This window comes from Azospirillum sp. NS33, assembly GCF_059703765.1.
In genome coordinates, this window is sequence record NZ_BAAKJB010000034.1 from 25,282 (window position 1) to 40,548 (window position 15,267).

Consider the following 15,267-nt stretch of genomic DNA (forward strand, 5'->3'; position numbering starts at 1 on the left):
GAAACGCCTTGGCAGAATCCCGTCTTGCCGCATCCCGGGGATGCATCGGACCGCAGCGCCGCGGGGTGGCCGGTGCACCGTGAAGGTCTGCTGATCCGATGAGCGCCATCTGCATCGTTACGCCCGATCTGGTCGGCATGGTGCGCAACGGCGGTGTCGGCACCGCCTGCGCCGAGCTGGCCAAGGCGCTGGCCGCCGGCGGCCACGCCGTGACGATCCTGTTCACCCAGGCCGGTGCCGCGGCGGATCCGCGCGCCGAAGCGGATTATCGGCGCCTCGGCATCCGGCTGGTCGTCGCGGACGTCTGGGCGGAGGACGCGGCCCACGCCGCCATCTTCCCCCCGCACCCGCTGCTGCGCACCAGCCGGATCGCCCACGAATGGCTCAAGGGCCAGCGCTTCGACATGGTCCTGTTCATGGATTGGCAGGGGACGGCATTCTATCCCCTGATGGCGCGCCGCGGCGGAGTGGCGCACGGGCAGCACGGCGCCTTCGGCGTCGTCTGCCACGGCCCCACCCTGTGGAGCGACATCGCCAGTGGCGCACGCCGGCGCGACACGCTCGACGCCATCACCTACTTCATCGAGCGGCGCAGCATCGAACTGGCCGATGTGGTCGTCAGCCCGAGCCGCTATCTGCTGGACTGGATGCGTGACCGGGGCTTCCGCCTGCCACGGGTCACGCTGGTCCGGCCGAACCTGCTGGAGGCGCCGGTTTTTCCGCGTCCGGAAGCGACGCCCGAAGAAGTCGTCTTCTTCGGCCGGCTGGAGTATCGCAAGGGCATTGCCCAGTTCTGCGCGGCGATCGACCGCCTGATCCGCCGGGGCCAGCCGCCGCGCCGCATCGTCTTCCTGGGCAAGCTCGGATTCGTCGGGACCGAGCATGCGGCGGTCTACCTGGCGCGGCGGACGCGGGACTGGCCGATGCCGGTCGAGGTCCTCTGCCGGCTGAGCCAGCCGGAGGCGCTGCAGGCCCTTGCCGCACGCCGCTGCCTGGCGGTCGTGCCCTCGACGGTCGAGAACGCCCCCTACACCGTGTACGAGTGCCTGATGGCCGGCATCCCGGTGATCGCGCGCGACGTCGGGGGCATCGCCGAACTCTACGCGCCCGAGCACCGCGGGACGCACCTGTTCGGCGACAATCCCGACGACCTCGCCGATCGCATTTCGGCCGCCCTGGGCGGGCGTCTGCCGAAGGCACGGCTGTCCTTCGACCCCGACGCGGTGTGCCAATCGTGGGTGGACGGCGTGTCCGCTCCGGTCGACGGGGCGGCACCCGCCCGCGCCGACGGGGCGCCGCAGACACAGCCGCTGGTCAGCGTCTGCCTGACCCATTACCGTCGGCCGCAGCTCCTGAAGCAGGCGGTGCGGGGCGTTCTCGCCCAGACCTACCGCAACATCGAGGTGATCCTCGTCGACGACGGCTCCGACGACGCGGCCACGGACGCGGTTCTGGCGGAGCTGGAACGCCATCCCGCGACCCGGGACTGGCGCATCATGCGCGTGACCAACGGGTTCCCCGGGCGTGCCCGCAACATTGCCGCGGCCGAGGCCAGGGGCGAGTATCTTCTGTTCCTCGACGACGACAATGTCGCCCGACCGGCGATGGTCGAGACCCTGGTGTCGGCGGCCGAGCGCTCCGGAGCCGACGCCGTCACCGGGCTGGCGGCGACCTTCGAGGGCACGGATGAACCAGGCCCCGACACCCCGGTCGTCGACACCTACATGCCGGTCGGCGGCGCCATCGGCTATGCCCTGGCCGGCAACGCCATCAGCGACACCAGCGCCCTGCTGAAACGCGCCCTGTTCGTCGAACTCGGCGGCTTCACCGAGGATTATGGCGTGGGCCACGAGGACTTCGAATTCTTCCTGACCGCGGTGCTCCGCGGCAAGGAGATCCTGGTCGTCCCGGAGGTGCTCTACTGGTACCGGCGGCAGAGCGTCTCCGTCGGCTCGGCCACCCTCCATTCCGCCAACCGGGCGCGCTCGCTGCGGCCGTTCCTGAACCACGCCGGGCCCGACATGGCGGAACTGCTCACGGTGGCGCACGGGCTGGTCGATGCTCCCGGACCGACGGAGCTTCAGGACGAGACCGGACAGACCGGCGACGCTCCGGAGCTTGCCCGGCGCGACCCCGATTCCTGGCAATCGGTCGATGCCGCCGCCGCCCTCATCGCGGTCGGCGGCGCGGTCGATCTGGCGCGGCAACTCCTGAGCCAACTGCCCGAGGACGCGCCGGGCGCGGACCTCCGGCGTCTGCGCATCGCCGTCATCGATGCCGCCACGGCCGGCGACATGATGCTGCTGGACGACATCCTCGACCGGGCGCGTTCGTTCGGCGAGGGGCCCCATCGCGACCTCGTGTCCTTCGCCGCGCGCTTCTCCTGGACGCGCCGGCAGCCGTTGGCGGTCGACGCCCTGCAGCAGTGGGTGCGCCTCGACCCGGAGGCCCTGGAGCCGCGCCTGCTGCTGACCGAGGCGCTCGTGTCGAGCGGCCGGGTCGACGACGCCCTTGCCAGCTTCGCCGACGCCCTGAAGCGTGCCGATCTCGGGTACCGCGCCGCGCGGCCGGACATCGACGCCGCCGTCGGGCGGGGCGACTTCACCATGGGGCTGGTCCACTACGAGCGGCACGGGCGCCACGAGAACGCACCATGGCCCAAGGTCGCCACCTTCCAGCGGCTGGCCGAGGCGCTGCGGCGGTCCGTGGGGGAGGGGCCGGTGGCCGCCCCCCCGGACGTCGTCGCGCTGGTCCGATCGGGTTTCGCGGCCTTCGCGCCGGAATGAGCCCGCGGGTGCCCGGCGCTCACCGTGCCAGGATGGCGGCGACGGCTTGCGTGAAGGTCGCGACGCTCCGCCAGGGCGCGGCCCTCAGGCGCTCGTCATACCCGTAATCGATGAAGACGGCGGGAATGCCGGCCGCGGCGGCGCAATCCACATCCCGCCACCGGTCGCCGATCAGCACGCTCGCGCCGAGGTCCACGCCGTGCTCCGACGCCGCGCTCAGGATCATCCCGGGCTTCGGCTTGCGGCAATGGCAGCCGTCCCCGCTGTCGTGCGGGCAGACGCGGATGTCGTCGAGATCGACCAGCGACCTGAGCTTGTCATGCATCGCCGCGACGACGTCGGCGCCCTGGGTGCCGCGCGCGATGTCCGGCTGGTTGGTGACGACGATCAGCAGGTAGCCGGCGGCGCGCAGGCGCTCCAGCCCCTCGCGCACGCCGTCGATCAGCTCGAACGCCGCGACGGTCTGCGGCGGATGGGGCCGGCCGTCGACCACGACGGCGCGGTTGAGGACACCGTCCCGGTCAAGGAAGATCGCCGCGCGGCTCATCGTGGTCGCGCTCCGGTCAGGGGACGGGCGTCAGGCTTTCCCACTTGGTGGCGCGGGCCACCAGATCGGGATGGCTGACGAGCGCATGCCACAGCACGCCCTGGAAGCCTTCGGACAAGGGCGTGATGAGGGCCGCATCGACCGTCGGCACGATCAGGACGACGTCGCCGACCTTCGCCGTGTGCCCGCCGTCCCGGCCGACGATCCCGAGGACGCGGGCCTTGCGGGACGTCGCAAGATCCAGCGCTTTGACGAGGTTGGGGCTGACGTTCCGTTCGGCGTTGCCGCCGCCGACCGAGAACACCAGGATGGCGTCCTTGTCACACAGCCGGCTGACCACCAGCCATTCCGCGAACACGGTGTCCCAGCCCTCGTCGTTGGTGCGGGCCGTGAGCTCCGACACGTTGTCGGTCGGCGCGTAGGTCTCGATCCCGCACAGCTTGCGGAAATCGTTGACGGCGTGGCTGGCGTTGCCGGCGCTGCCGCCGACACCGAGGATGAACAACCGGCCGTTCCTCGCGCGCAGGGCGGCGAGCTCGCCGACCATCCGCTCCAGGATTCCGGTATCGATGGTCTGCGCGATCGCCACCACCTTCTGAAGAAAATCCGCGCTGTGCGTCATGCTGCCCCCCTTCAAGAACCACCGCCCCGGTCCCGCCGGGGCGCACCGTTCATCCCTCCGCCGCGGCGCCCTCCGCCAGGTGGGCTTCCAGCGCCGCGATGCCGTCGAACGAGCCGATCTCGTAGAACCTCTGCTGAACCTCGTAGCCCGCCAGCCCGTTCGCCCGGCTGAGCCGGTTCAAGGGATCGGCGAGGTCGCAGACCCCGTCCGGGGGAAACTCCCGCTCGACGAACGACCGGCGCAGCGCCAACAGACCGAAATCGATGTAGCGCAGCGCCGCGCCGTGGCCGGGTTGGCCCTTCTTCGCGTACACCGTCACCCGGCCGTCGGCGAACGCGGCGTTGCTGCCATCCCACCGGCCTTCGTTGCGCAGGACAGTCATCAGCGCGTCGCACCCGCAGCTCTCGAACGCGCGCCACACCGCCGCGTAGTCTATCGGCAGATAGCTGTCGCCGTAGGTGACCAGGAACCGCTCGTCCATCAGCCCCGCACGGACCGCGGCGGCGACCCCCCCGCCGGTGCCGAGCGGGCGGGTTCCCTCGTCGGCGTAGGACACCGCTAGGCCCCAGCGGCTGCCGTCGCCGACATGCTCGGCGATCTGCGCCCCCCGATGGCCGATGGAGTAGACGACGCGGCGCACCCCCCTGGCGGCGAGCAGGGCCAGCAGGTGGTCCGCGAACGGCCGCCCGGCGACCGGGGCCAGATGCTTGGGCAGGGTGTCGGTGATGGGCCGCAGCCGTGTCCCGAGCCCGCCGGCGAGAATGAGGCACTGCATGTCGGGTCACTCCCGGACGATGGTCGTGCTTCCGGCCATGTCGAAGGCAAAACGTTCTTCCACCAGGCCCTCCTCCCGCATCGCGCGGCGGAGCCGGGCCTTGTCCTCGGTGTAGAACATCAGATAGCCGCCGCCGCCGGCCCCCACCAGCTTGCCGCCGACGGCGCCGTTGTCCCGGCCGATGTCGTACCACCGATTGATCTGCGGGTTGGAGATGGTGCTGGTCCGGCGCTGCTTGTGCAGCCAGTGCTCGTGCATCAGGTGGCCGAACGCGTTGCAGTTGCCGTCGAGCAGCGCGGTCCGGATGCGATAGCCCAGCTCCTTGACGAAGTGGAGATTCTCGACCATCGCCGGATCCTCCTTCTTCGTCCCCTCCTCCTGCTTCTTCAGCTCCTCCGACGCGCTGCGGGAGAATCCGGTGAAGAACAGCAGCGTGTTGTCCTGAAGGTCGAACAGCACGTCGTCGGCCAATTGCAGTCTGGAGACGGCGACCTGGCCGGAGGTGTCGATGTCGCAGCAGATGACGCCGCCAAAGGTGGCGGCGTATTGGTCCTGCTTGCCGACGGGTTGCTTCAGGACGTCGATCTCGATCCGGCAGGCCTCTTCGGCGAGGTCCTTGCCGGATTGGTGCTCCCGCAGGTGGTTGAACACCGCGTTGATCAGGCCGACGGTGAAGCTGCCGGACGAGCCGAGCCCGGTGCCGGCCGGAACGTCGGCGGTGCTGGTGATCTCGATCCCCGGGGGAATGGGGTGCGCCCGCAGCACTTCGCGGATGATCGGATGGGCAATGTCCTCGATCCGCTGCCGCACCTCCAGCTGCGAGTACTTCAGAAAATAGTGTTTGTGGAAGGTGCGGTTGATGCTGATGTAGACGTGGCGGTCGATGGCCGCGGTGATCAGAAAGCCGCCGAAGCGCTGATAATACGACGGCAGGTCCGTCCCGCCGCCGCCGATGGAGACGCGGAAGGGCGTTCGGGTGATCAGCATGGTTCATCCCCCTCGGCTGCGGGTTGACGGCGCCAATGGTCGAGAATGGACGCCAAGGTGGACCGGAGATCGTGGGTGACGCCCCAGCCGAGCGCCTGGAGCTTGGCCGGGTTGCCGATCTTGACCCGATGCTCCAGCGGGCGGATCAGCGCGGGATCCCGCTCGACGGCGATGGGAACGGTGCCCAGCTGCCGGTAGATGTCGAGGATCTCGCCGATCGTCGTCCCGCGCCCGCTGCAAAGATTGTAGATCTCGCCGGGGCGCCCGTGCGCCAGCAGGCAGGCGATCCCGGCCACGCCGTCGCGGATGTCCATCATGTCGCGCACGATCGAGAGGTCGCCCACCCGCAACGGCCGCGCCGCGCCGCGCTCGATGGCAACGATCCGTCGGGCGAAATCCGCGCAAACGTCGCCCACCTTGCCGGGGCCGTAGACGGCGAAGGGGCGGAACCCGACGACCGCCAGCCCGTGCCGGTCGGCGTACATCCGGCCGAGGTCGCTGACGGCGGCCTTGGTGCCGGCGTACGGACTGTTGGGCCGGCGCGGCGCATCCTCGTCGATGAGCCGTCCGTCCTCCGGCTCGGCGTACTCGGCGCTGGAGCCGGCCAGGAGAACACGGGGAGGGCGCGGCTGGCGGCACGCCGCGTCGAGCAGGTGGACGGTGCCGACCACGTTGACCGCGTAGGTTTCCGCGGGCTGCTCCCAGGACCGGTTCGGCAGGCTCTGCGCCGCCAGGTGGACGATCGCGTCGGGACGGAACCCGGCGATGGCGGCCTCGACCGCCGGGCGGTCGACCACATCGACCGGGGCGACCGTCACCCGCTCCGCCGGGGCGCAGCCGGGGCCACGGGTCCAGGCGTGCACGACGTGCCCCTGGCCGGCGAGGACGCCGGTCAGGTGGCGGCCGATGAACCCCCCGGCACCGGTGACGACGATGCGCATGGTCAGCGGCGGTCCTTGCCGCCAAAGCCCCGGAGGTCGATGACGGAGCGGCTCGCCTCCGCCGCGTAGGAGGCGAGGGTCGCGCGGACCGCCTCGAGCCCGTCACGCCCGCTTCCCAGCGGCTCCCGCTCCTCGGCGATGGCGGCCTTGAACTCGGCCCACTCCGCCTCCCACGAGCTGTCCCCTCCCCGGTACTCGATCACCAGATCCTGGAACGGTGCGGAGAAATCGCGCCGCCCGACGAACAGCTTCTCCGTGCCGTAGCTCGCCCCCAGCCCGTCCACCACGAAGTAGCCGTCCTCGCCGATCACCTCGAACGAGAACAGGTTCTTCCAATGGGTCAGGCTGGAGTGAAGCATCGCCGTCGCGCCGCTGGCCGCGCGGAACAGCGCCATGCCGTTGTCGTCCATGGTCTGCTGATGGAAATAGCCGATCGTGGTCATGCAGGACACCTCGGCCAGGTCCCCCAGGAACCAGCGGAACAGGTCGATGGCGTGGACGCCCTGCTCGGCGTATTGCCCGCCCGCCGCCTTCTCCGGATCCGCCCGCCATTCGTTCTCGTAGCCGGGCCGGCCGCAGATGCCGTAGCGGCACCGCGCGGCGATGGGCCGCCCGAACGCCCCGGCGTCGAAACGGCGGCGCGCCTCCAGGATGGCGGGGTGATGACGGTGGTTGAACCCGCATTTGAGGACGCGGCGCGCCTCAGCCGCGGCGCGCACCATCGCCTCGGCCTCCTCGAGGGTGCGCGACAGCGGCTTTTCGCACAGCACGTGCTTGCCCGCGGCGAACGCGGCGAGGGCGATGTCCGCATGCAGGTGCGGCGGCGTGGTGATCACGACGATGTCGACGTCGTCGCGCTCGACCGTCCGCCGCCAATCGGTTCCCCACGCGCATCCCAGGTCGGCGCACAGTGGCGCGGGCGTCGGCTCCGTGCCGACGATCTCGACCAGGACGTCGGTTCGGGACCGGGCCACCACCGGGGCTCTCCGACGGGTCTGCAGCCCGGCGCCGACGAATGCCACTCTCATGACCCTGGTTTCTCCTGACTGGACAGTCCAAGCACGCCGGCGATCAGCCCCCGGCGCGGCGACCACGCCCGATGTCGTCGTACCGCAGCCCCGCCATGGTCAGGGCGGCGGCGTCCCACAGACCGGCGGTGTCGAGCACGTAGGTCCCGGCCATGCGGCGGCGCACCTCGGCGAAGTCGAGGGCCCGGTAGTCCGACCATGGGGTCATCAGCACGAGCGCCTCCGCCCCGTCCACCGCGTCGAGCGCGGCGTCATGGAAGGTGAAGCCGGTCGCCGCCGTCACGTCGTTCCGGTCGGCGCGCGGGTCGTGCGCGGCGACCGCCGCACCGGCGGCCACCAGATCGCCGATGACCTCGATCGCCGCCGAGCGGCGCAAGGTGCTGGTGTCGGGCTTGTAGGTCAGGCCGAGGATGGCGATCCGGCGGCCCGCGAGGGAGCCGAACAGCCGCTGCAGCTTGCGGAGCACCAGCCGGTTCTGCTGGGTGTTGGAGTCCCACGCCCCGTCGAGCAGCAGGGTGGGGATCCCGTGCTCGCGGCCGAGGCGGCGCAGGGTCTGCATGTCGCGCGCCAGCGTCCCGCCGGCGAAGCCGAGGCCGGGCAGCAACATCGCCTTGGCCCCGACCCGCGGGTCCAGGCGGAGGACCTCGGCGACGCGCTTGCCGTCGGCCCCGACCTCGTCGCAGAGGTTGCCGAGTTCGTTGGCGAAGCAGACGCTGATCCCCAGAAAGCCGTTCAGGGCGTGCTTGACCATCTCGCCGGTGCGGAGGGTGACCGACTTCCAGTCGTCCGCCAATGGTCCCAGGAGGGCCATCAGGCGCTGGTGGGCGGTCGGGTGGTCGGTTCCCAGCACCGGAAGCGGCGGTCGCATGAAGCGCTCGATCGCCTGGCCGAGGCGGAGATTCTCCGGCATGTAGGCGAGCGCCCCACCCCAATCCGGCGCCGCCGCCGTCAAGGCGGCGATGATGGCGTCGCAGGTTCCGACCGGCACCTGGGCCGTGACCAGCACCACCGCGCCGGCCGCCAGGCCCGGGCCGATCGCGTCGACGCACGCGAACACCCCGCTCAGGTCGCTCTCGTCCCGCTCGTTGACGGGGGTGTCGAACATGATCAGCACGACCTCGGCGTCGCGCACCGCGTCGGCGTAGGACGTCGTGACGCGCAGGTGGCCGGCCTCCAGGCCCTGGGCGAGAAGGTCGTCCAGTCCCGGCTCGAACAGCGGGGCCCGGCCGCCGGAGAGAGCGGCCGTGACCGCCGGATCGACGTCCGCAGCGACGACGTCATGCCCCATCCCGGCGAGGCAGGCCGCGCCGACGACGCCTTGGTGCCACAGGCCGCAGACCGCAATCCTCACCGCACGAACTCCATGCTTCCCGGTTTGCCGAGCATCCGCCGCACCGCGATCGCCACGGACTGGTCGGAGTTCAGCGTGGAGGTCCAGCCATGGCCCGCCATCACGTCCACCTCGAAGTGGACGCGCGGCTGGTCGCCGGGCCACGCCTTGCGGGTCCCCTCGATGTCGATCCGCGCATGCTCCAGCCCCATCTCGGCCACCACGATGGACGCGATGTCCGTCACCCGGGTGACCGTCGGGGTCCCCAGGTTGAGAATCGCGCAGGGCGTGTCGTCGTCGAGCGCGACGTTGGCGTAGCCATGGAGCATCCCGTGGATGCACTCCTCGACCAGGAAGTAGTTCTTCTCCTGCCGGCCGTCGCCGCGCACGAGGAGGTGGGAGGGGTCGTCCCGCAGCCGGTTGATGAAGTCGAAGATGACGCCGTGGGTCATGCGTGCGCCGAGCACGTTGCCGAAGCGGTACATCCATCCCCGCAGCCCGTAGACGCTGCAGAACGAGGAGATGAACGCCTCGGCGGCGAGCTTGGCGGCGCCGTAGGTCGACACCGGCATCAGCGGCCCGACGTCCTCCGACACCGACCGCTCCGAGCAGACGTTCCCGTAGACCGCCCCGCTGGAGGCGAACAGGATGTCGCGCACCCCGGTCCGCCGCATCGCCTCGAGGACGTTGAAGGTGCCGACCGTGCCGTCGTTGAGGTCGCGGGCCGGATCGGCGTGGCTGCCGATGATGTCGGTGTTGGCCGCCAGATGCCAGACGAGGTCGCAGCCGGCGGCGGCCTCCACCAGCCGCTCCAGATCGCGGGTGTCGGCCTTGACGAAGGTGACGTTCGGCCGGTCCAGATGATCGGCGAGGTACTCCATCCGCCCGTTCGACAGGTTGTCGAAGACGACGATCTCGACCCCCGACCCGGCGAAGAGGTCGACGACATGGCTGCCGATGAACCCCGCTCCGCCGGTCAGGAGGATGCGCTTGAGATGGGGAGGAAGGTCCACGCTGCGGCACTCCTGTTGTCAGCGGCCGGTGGCGATTTCAGAGAGGAGCGAGCGGACGGCGGCGGTCACCGCTTCGCGGGAGTTGCGGCGGTTGGCCCAGCCGGTGCCCCGGATCTTCGCGGTGTCCAGGCGGTACACCGGAACGTCGGCACGCCAGCCGCGGGCCCCGCCGGTGTACTCGAAGGCGACCGACGGCAGGTTCATCTCGGCGGCGACGATCTCGGCGATCTCGCGCACCAGCAGATGGTCCTCGGAGCCGACATTGAAGCAGTCGAACCAGGACGTCTGGCGGGCCTGGATCAGCAGCATCGCCGCCGCCACGTCGTCGGCGTGGATGTACGGCTTGCTCTGATTGCCGTCGCCCAGGATGCGCAGCCGCGTGGGGTCGTCGGTCAGGCGGCGGACGAAGTCGTGGCTGACGCCGTGCGTCATGTTCGGCCCCACGACGTTGGCGAACCGGAACACCGTGCCGACCATGTCGAACATGTGGCTGTACGCGCTGATCAACGCCTCCGACGCCAGCTTCTGCGCGCCGTAGGTCGAGATCGGCACCATGTGCGGGTAGGCTTCCGGGATCGGTTCGGGGGGAACCTCGCCGTAGACGCCGCTGCCGGAGGTGAACAGGATGCGCCGGACACCCGTGGCGCGCATCGCCTCGAGCACCACATGGGTCAGCCGGGTGCCGTTGTCGAAGTCGACCGCGGGGTCGACGGCGGCGCGGGCGATGTCGGAGTTGGAGGCCAGGTGGAACACCACGTCATGGCCCGCGATGGCGGCCGCCGTGGCGTCCGGGTCCGCGGCGTCGCCTTCGACGATGGCGAGCCGCGCATCCTCCATCCGGCCGGCGAAGTGCTCGCGCCGGCCGGTGGAGAAGTTGTCGTACACGGTCACCGAGCCGAGACCGCGATCCAGTATGGCCGCGACCAGGTTGGAGCCCAGGAAGCCGGCGCCGCCGGTCACGAAGTAGCGCATCGTCACCCCCCGATCCCCTCAGCCCACGGCGGCGGGGAGGCCGACGGGAATGTCGTAGCCCGCGGCGACGGCGTCGCGGCGGAACATGGCGACGGTTTCCAGGGAGTAGGCATCCAGGTCCTTTCCAACCAGCGACAGCTTCCGGAGGAGGTCGTGGGACACGGTGATGATGTGGCAGCCCGACTGCTCGGCATGGAGGATGTTGAGCAGTTCGCGCGGGCTGGCCCACAGCAGCTCGACCTTCGGCAAGCGGTCGCGCAGCGTGTCGGCCGCGGCCGACATGACGGTCACCGGGTCGCGGCCGGTGTCGGCGATCCGGCCGGCGAAGATGGAGATCACCGCCGGGGTCGCCGGGTCGAGGGCGGACGCGATGCGCTCCGTCTGGCCCAGCGTCATCACGGCGGTGACGTTGAGCTGCACGCCCTTGGCGGACAGCGCCGAAATGATCGGGCCGCAGAATTCGCCCGCGGTGTTGGTCACCGGGATCTTGACGTAGACGTTGGGTCCCCACGACGCGATGACCTCCGCCTGACGCGCCATGGTCGGCAGATCGTCGGCGAAGACCTCGAAGGAGACGGGGCGGTCGCCCACCTCGGTCATCATCGCCCTGGCGAAGGTGACATAGTCATCGATCCCCGCCTGCCGCATCAACGTCGGGTTGGTCGTGAATCCCTTGATCAGGGGATTGGCCGCCAGCGCCCTCACCCCGGCAAGGTCGGCGCCATCGGCAAACAACTTGATGGTCATCGCGGTGGGATCGAAACAGTCCATCCGGGCCTACTCCTGCGCGAGTGCTAAATCAGGGGATTCCGTGCTTCTTGCGCTCATGCAGAAGCCATATTCATCTAGCCCATTATGAATACCCCTTAGGATTGGCGGCATGATGCCGGAAGCAGCAATTCTTTGTAAATGCATTTCTGCGGCCGACGAAGACCGGCGGCGCGGGCGTGCGAATGCTCGCGACCGCCACCGCGGCGGGCGCCCCGTGGCCTCGCATCACGCGGCCGCGGCCGGTTCGCGGCGGCCGAGCGCCGCCGCCCGGCTCGGCCGTCCGCCGCCCTCGCCGCCACCGCCGCCGACGAACCGGATGTCGGACCACTGGGCCCAACTGTGTTCGACCCGGGTGCCGGCGATGGGATGGCGCGTCATCAGAAGCAGGGACCGCGGCCCATCCGTCGGCTCGGGCAGGTGCACCCGCAGCTCCGCCACGTCTTGGCCGGACAGAAGGACGAAGGGGGGCTGGGGCGTGCGATCGGCCAGGTCGCGTACGGCCTCGCCCGGCGCGGAGGCGACCACGCCCATGGCGAACTCCACGGGCGGCGAATCGGGATGGGCCAGGCGGATGGTGGCCAGCACCGCCGTCGTCTGCGCCGGAACGGCCAGCTCCAGCAGGGCCACCGACGGCGCGGTGCCGTTGGGGTGGAGCACGAGCCGCCGGTGCTCGGCGTCGACCCCCGACCACTTGGTGGGAATGGCGTGCAGCCGGGCGCCCGCCATCAGGGCGAACGGCAGGTCCGTCGCGTCGGGGTCGTCCAGACTGTCGGCGGGGACCACCGCGCCGTGCGCGACCTCCTCGACGGCGCCGCTGCGCACGGTGAACCGCCTGCGGTAGGGCGCCTCGACGTAGCCGCCGAGGTCGAGCTCGGCGAGCCGGTGGTATCCCAGGGCGATCACGTCGTCCCACCCCGTGATCCCCGGACCCAGGGCGGCCGTCGGAGAATCGGCGCGCACCCCGGCGCTCCGCGCCAGGGCATCGAGCAGTCGCTCCTCGCTGGACTGCGGCGCACGGCCCGCCGCGGCCGCGGGGGATTCGGGCATGCCGCGCAGCGCGAGGTCCTTCTGGCGCTGGCAGAAGTGGCGGACCGACGGGCGGGCGGCGTCCTGCGACGCCATCACCGGATCGCTGCGGTAGGTCATCGTCACCGCCGAGAAGGGCGGCGGCTTGCCGAGATAGGCCCGCGACACCAGGCTGGCGAAGCAGGCGTGCTCCTTTTCCAGGCTGCGCTGCCGCATGAAGCGGACGCTGGCCTCGGACCGGTGGCGCCACAGCCCGTCGTCGTCGAGCAGGTCGATGATCGCCTGGGCGATGCTCTCGCTGGTCTGATGGGCGAGCGTGATCGGCCCGTCCGGTATGTCCATCAGGTTGTTGTAGCGGTACACGTCGACCAGCGGCAGCCCGGCCGCCATCATCTCGAAGGGGACGCGCGACGGGTTCGTCGAGCTGATGCACAGCCCGACGCGGCAGCGGTTGTAGACCTCGTTGATGTCCTTGGGTCCCGGCAGCATGCCGAGGTTGACGTGCTCGAAGTCGACGCGGAGATCCTCGGCCGACCCGAAGAAATAAATCGTCGTGTCGGGGCGTGCCCGCTTCACGATCTCCAGGGCGCCGATTCCCAGGGCCGGGCAGCGCCGATGCTTCTTCGGCTGGTAGATGAAGCAGATCGCCTTCTCCCGCGCGACATCCGGCAGCAGCCGGTAGGTGGCCGTGTCGGCCTGGAAATCCACGTGGTAGGCGGGAATGCCGAAATCGGCGCCGAGGACGTGGGAGAGCCAGCGGCCGACCGTGATGGGAATATGCCCTTGCAGGTAAGCGTTCTCACCGTCGAAAAAGGGATCACCCATCGGGTTGAAGAACGCCTCGTAATCCTGGTTGAACAGCAACTTCCTACAAGACTGCCCACTATCTCTAGCAATATATGTGGAATAAAACATCGTGCCGATGATCATGTCGTACTTTTCGGTGAACGTAAATCCGTAAAAGTACGTGAGATTGAACGTGCCGTAATATCGTTCGACCCACTGCGCGATGTTTGTCTGGTCGGCGCCGTCGAACGGCTCGATGTACATGTGGCATTCGAATCCCGCGCGCGCCAGAGCATCCGCCTTCTGGAACATGTTCGAGATGCCGCCCGATCCATGGAGCAGCGGAGGAATGTACCAAGCGACCTTAGGGCGAATTGCTGAGTCCATGGATCGCTCCCCTTGTCTTGCGTGTCGAAGCGACCGGCGCGTCGTGTGACGACCGTGCGCGGCCGTTACAGCGTCGTGATGGTCTCGTTCACCGACAGGCGCGGCGGAGCACCGCCGATGCGCCAGAGCTGGTAGGCGACGTTCGGATGAAGGTGGAACGGCGACACCACCGGATCGGCCTGGTAGGTGGGGAGTGTCGGCTCGGCGCTCTCGTCCGGAGGGACCGCGCCGCGGAGCAGGCGCTGCACGCAGCCGGCGAAGGCGGCGTTCTCGGCGTCATGGGTCCGGTCGGCCACCGCCGCGGCGAGGTGCTCGTGATCGAACCAGGAGGCGGTGTCGAGCACGGTCTGCACGGCGCGGACCGCCGATTCCGGTGTCTGCTGGGCGAGAACGCAGGCGCCGGCGGGAAAGTCGTAGAGATTGACCTGGCGGTAGACGTTCACCACCGGGAGGCCGCAGGCGGTCATGGCCAGCACCTCGCGGACCCGCGGGCTGGCGGTCAGGCAGAGCCCGGCCGAGCACGACCGGTAGAGCTGGGCCTGCGCCGCGGCCGGCAGGTCGAGCAGCACCTGGACCGGAAACCAGAGCGGATCCGGCGCCGGCCCGGTTCCGACGAGGAAGAGTTCGACGTCGGGACGCGCCGCGTTGAGCATCCCGAGCACCTCGACCACATACCGCCGGCACATGGTGGAATCGGTCTTGTCCCACGCGGCGCACACCGCGGCCCGGCGCTGCGGGGCCGCGCCGGCGGGCGGAGGGTCGACACCGACGTCGCAGATGAACGCGCGGACGCCGAATTCGCTGCGCAGGGTGCGCCCGACCCAGCGCCCGAGCGCGATGGCGTCCAGGCCGCTCAACAGCGCGTTCTCGCCGGCGATGTAGGCGTCGCCCATGGGATGGGTCCACGCCTCGATGTCGTCGACGACGAGCGCCTTGCGCGGAAGGGAAACCGCGTCGGCGAACGCCGCCGCACGGGCGCCGAAGAACAGCCCGATGTCGTACGCCTGCCGCGGCACGCATCCGCCGACGACGCGGACGTCTCCGGTGGCGTTCGGGCCGATGATCGCCGCCAGGTGCTCGGGTGTCGCCGTGTCCCTGTCCACGATGTGAACGACCACACGGGCACCCTGCCGGGCGAGATGCGCCGCCTTGCGCACCCCCTCGACGGCGATGCGCCGGGAATCCGGTGCCGCCGCGACATAGAAGGCGACGTTCGCCGTCATCTCCCAACCCCCGTCCCTGTCACTGTCCCGTCCTCCTGCAGATGGCGGTGGCGATGCCTGCCCCCCCGGCGCA

13 protein-coding genes are annotated in these 15,267 nt (G+C 70.0%); 1 reads left to right on the forward strand and 12 read right to left on the reverse strand.

The genetic code is table 11. From position 1 onward, the window contains the following. The first annotated feature begins 98 nt into the window (after window positions 1-98). Entirely contained in the window at window positions 99-2,786 is a 2,688-nt protein-coding gene (locus AC6H2I_RS24160; protein WP_497503314.1) for a glycosyltransferase, read from the forward strand. A 19-nt stretch (window positions 2,787-2,805) separates the two neighbouring features. Here AC6H2I_RS24160 and AC6H2I_RS24165 read toward each other — a convergent pair whose 3' ends face one another. From AC6H2I_RS24165 to AC6H2I_RS24220, 12 genes are all read right to left on the reverse strand, one after another. Next, a complete protein-coding gene (locus tag AC6H2I_RS24165; protein WP_497503315.1) occupies window positions 2,806-3,333 on the reverse strand; it encodes a D-glycero-alpha-D-manno-heptose-1,7-bisphosphate 7-phosphatase in 528 nt (175 codons plus the stop codon). Window positions 3,334-3,349: 16 nt separating this feature from the next. Beyond that, on the reverse strand, window positions 3,350-3,955 hold the full coding sequence (locus AC6H2I_RS24170; protein WP_497503316.1) for an SIS domain-containing protein: 606 nt from the start codon (window positions 3,953-3,955) through the stop codon (window positions 3,350-3,352). A 49-nt stretch (window positions 3,956-4,004) separates the two neighbouring features. Beyond that, window positions 4,005-4,730, reverse strand: a complete 726-nt coding sequence (locus AC6H2I_RS24175; protein WP_497503317.1) for a sugar phosphate nucleotidyltransferase — start codon at window positions 4,728-4,730, stop codon at window positions 4,005-4,007. Between the two features lie 6 nt (window positions 4,731-4,736). Beyond that, a complete protein-coding gene (locus AC6H2I_RS24180; RefSeq protein ID WP_497503318.1) occupies window positions 4,737-5,717 on the reverse strand; it encodes a GHMP family kinase ATP-binding protein in 981 nt (326 codons plus the stop codon). Further along, window positions 5,711-6,658: an NAD-dependent epimerase/dehydratase family protein gene (locus AC6H2I_RS24185; RefSeq protein ID WP_497503319.1), complete on the reverse strand. Its 948-nt coding sequence runs from the start codon at window positions 6,656-6,658 to the stop codon at window positions 5,711-5,713. Before AC6H2I_RS24185 ends, AC6H2I_RS24180 begins: the two co-directional genes overlap by 7 nt. Window positions 6,659-6,660: 2 nt before the next feature. After that, window positions 6,661-7,686, reverse strand: coding sequence for a Gfo/Idh/MocA family protein (locus tag AC6H2I_RS24190; protein ID WP_497503320.1), 1,026 nt, complete (start codon window positions 7,684-7,686; stop codon window positions 6,661-6,663). A 43-nt stretch (window positions 7,687-7,729) separates the two neighbouring features. Continuing rightward, entirely contained in the window at window positions 7,730-9,037 is a 1,308-nt protein-coding gene (locus AC6H2I_RS24195) for a nucleotide sugar dehydrogenase (RefSeq protein ID WP_497503321.1), read from the reverse strand. Beyond that, on the reverse strand, window positions 9,034-10,029 hold the full coding sequence (locus AC6H2I_RS24200) for an NAD-dependent epimerase/dehydratase family protein (RefSeq protein WP_497503322.1): 996 nt from the start codon (window positions 10,027-10,029) through the stop codon (window positions 9,034-9,036). The genes AC6H2I_RS24195 and AC6H2I_RS24200 overlap by 4 nt, the downstream gene beginning before the upstream one ends. Window positions 10,030-10,047: 18 nt before the next feature. Then, window positions 10,048-11,001, reverse strand: a complete 954-nt coding sequence (locus AC6H2I_RS24205; protein WP_497503348.1) for an NAD-dependent epimerase/dehydratase family protein — start codon at window positions 10,999-11,001, stop codon at window positions 10,048-10,050. An 18-nt stretch (window positions 11,002-11,019) separates the two neighbouring features. Next, on the reverse strand, window positions 11,020-11,772 hold the full coding sequence (locus tag AC6H2I_RS24210) for a transaldolase (RefSeq protein WP_497503323.1): 753 nt from the start codon (window positions 11,770-11,772) through the stop codon (window positions 11,020-11,022). A gap of 225 nt (window positions 11,773-11,997) precedes the next feature. After that, a complete protein-coding gene (locus AC6H2I_RS24215) occupies window positions 11,998-13,896 on the reverse strand; it encodes a rhamnosyltransferase WsaF family glycosyltransferase (protein WP_497503324.1) in 1,899 nt (632 codons plus the stop codon). A gap of 140 nt (window positions 13,897-14,036) precedes the next feature. Further along, window positions 14,037-15,194, reverse strand: coding sequence for a hypothetical protein (locus tag AC6H2I_RS24220; protein WP_497503325.1), 1,158 nt, complete (start codon window positions 15,192-15,194; stop codon window positions 14,037-14,039). Window positions 15,195-15,267 lie beyond the last annotated feature (73 nt).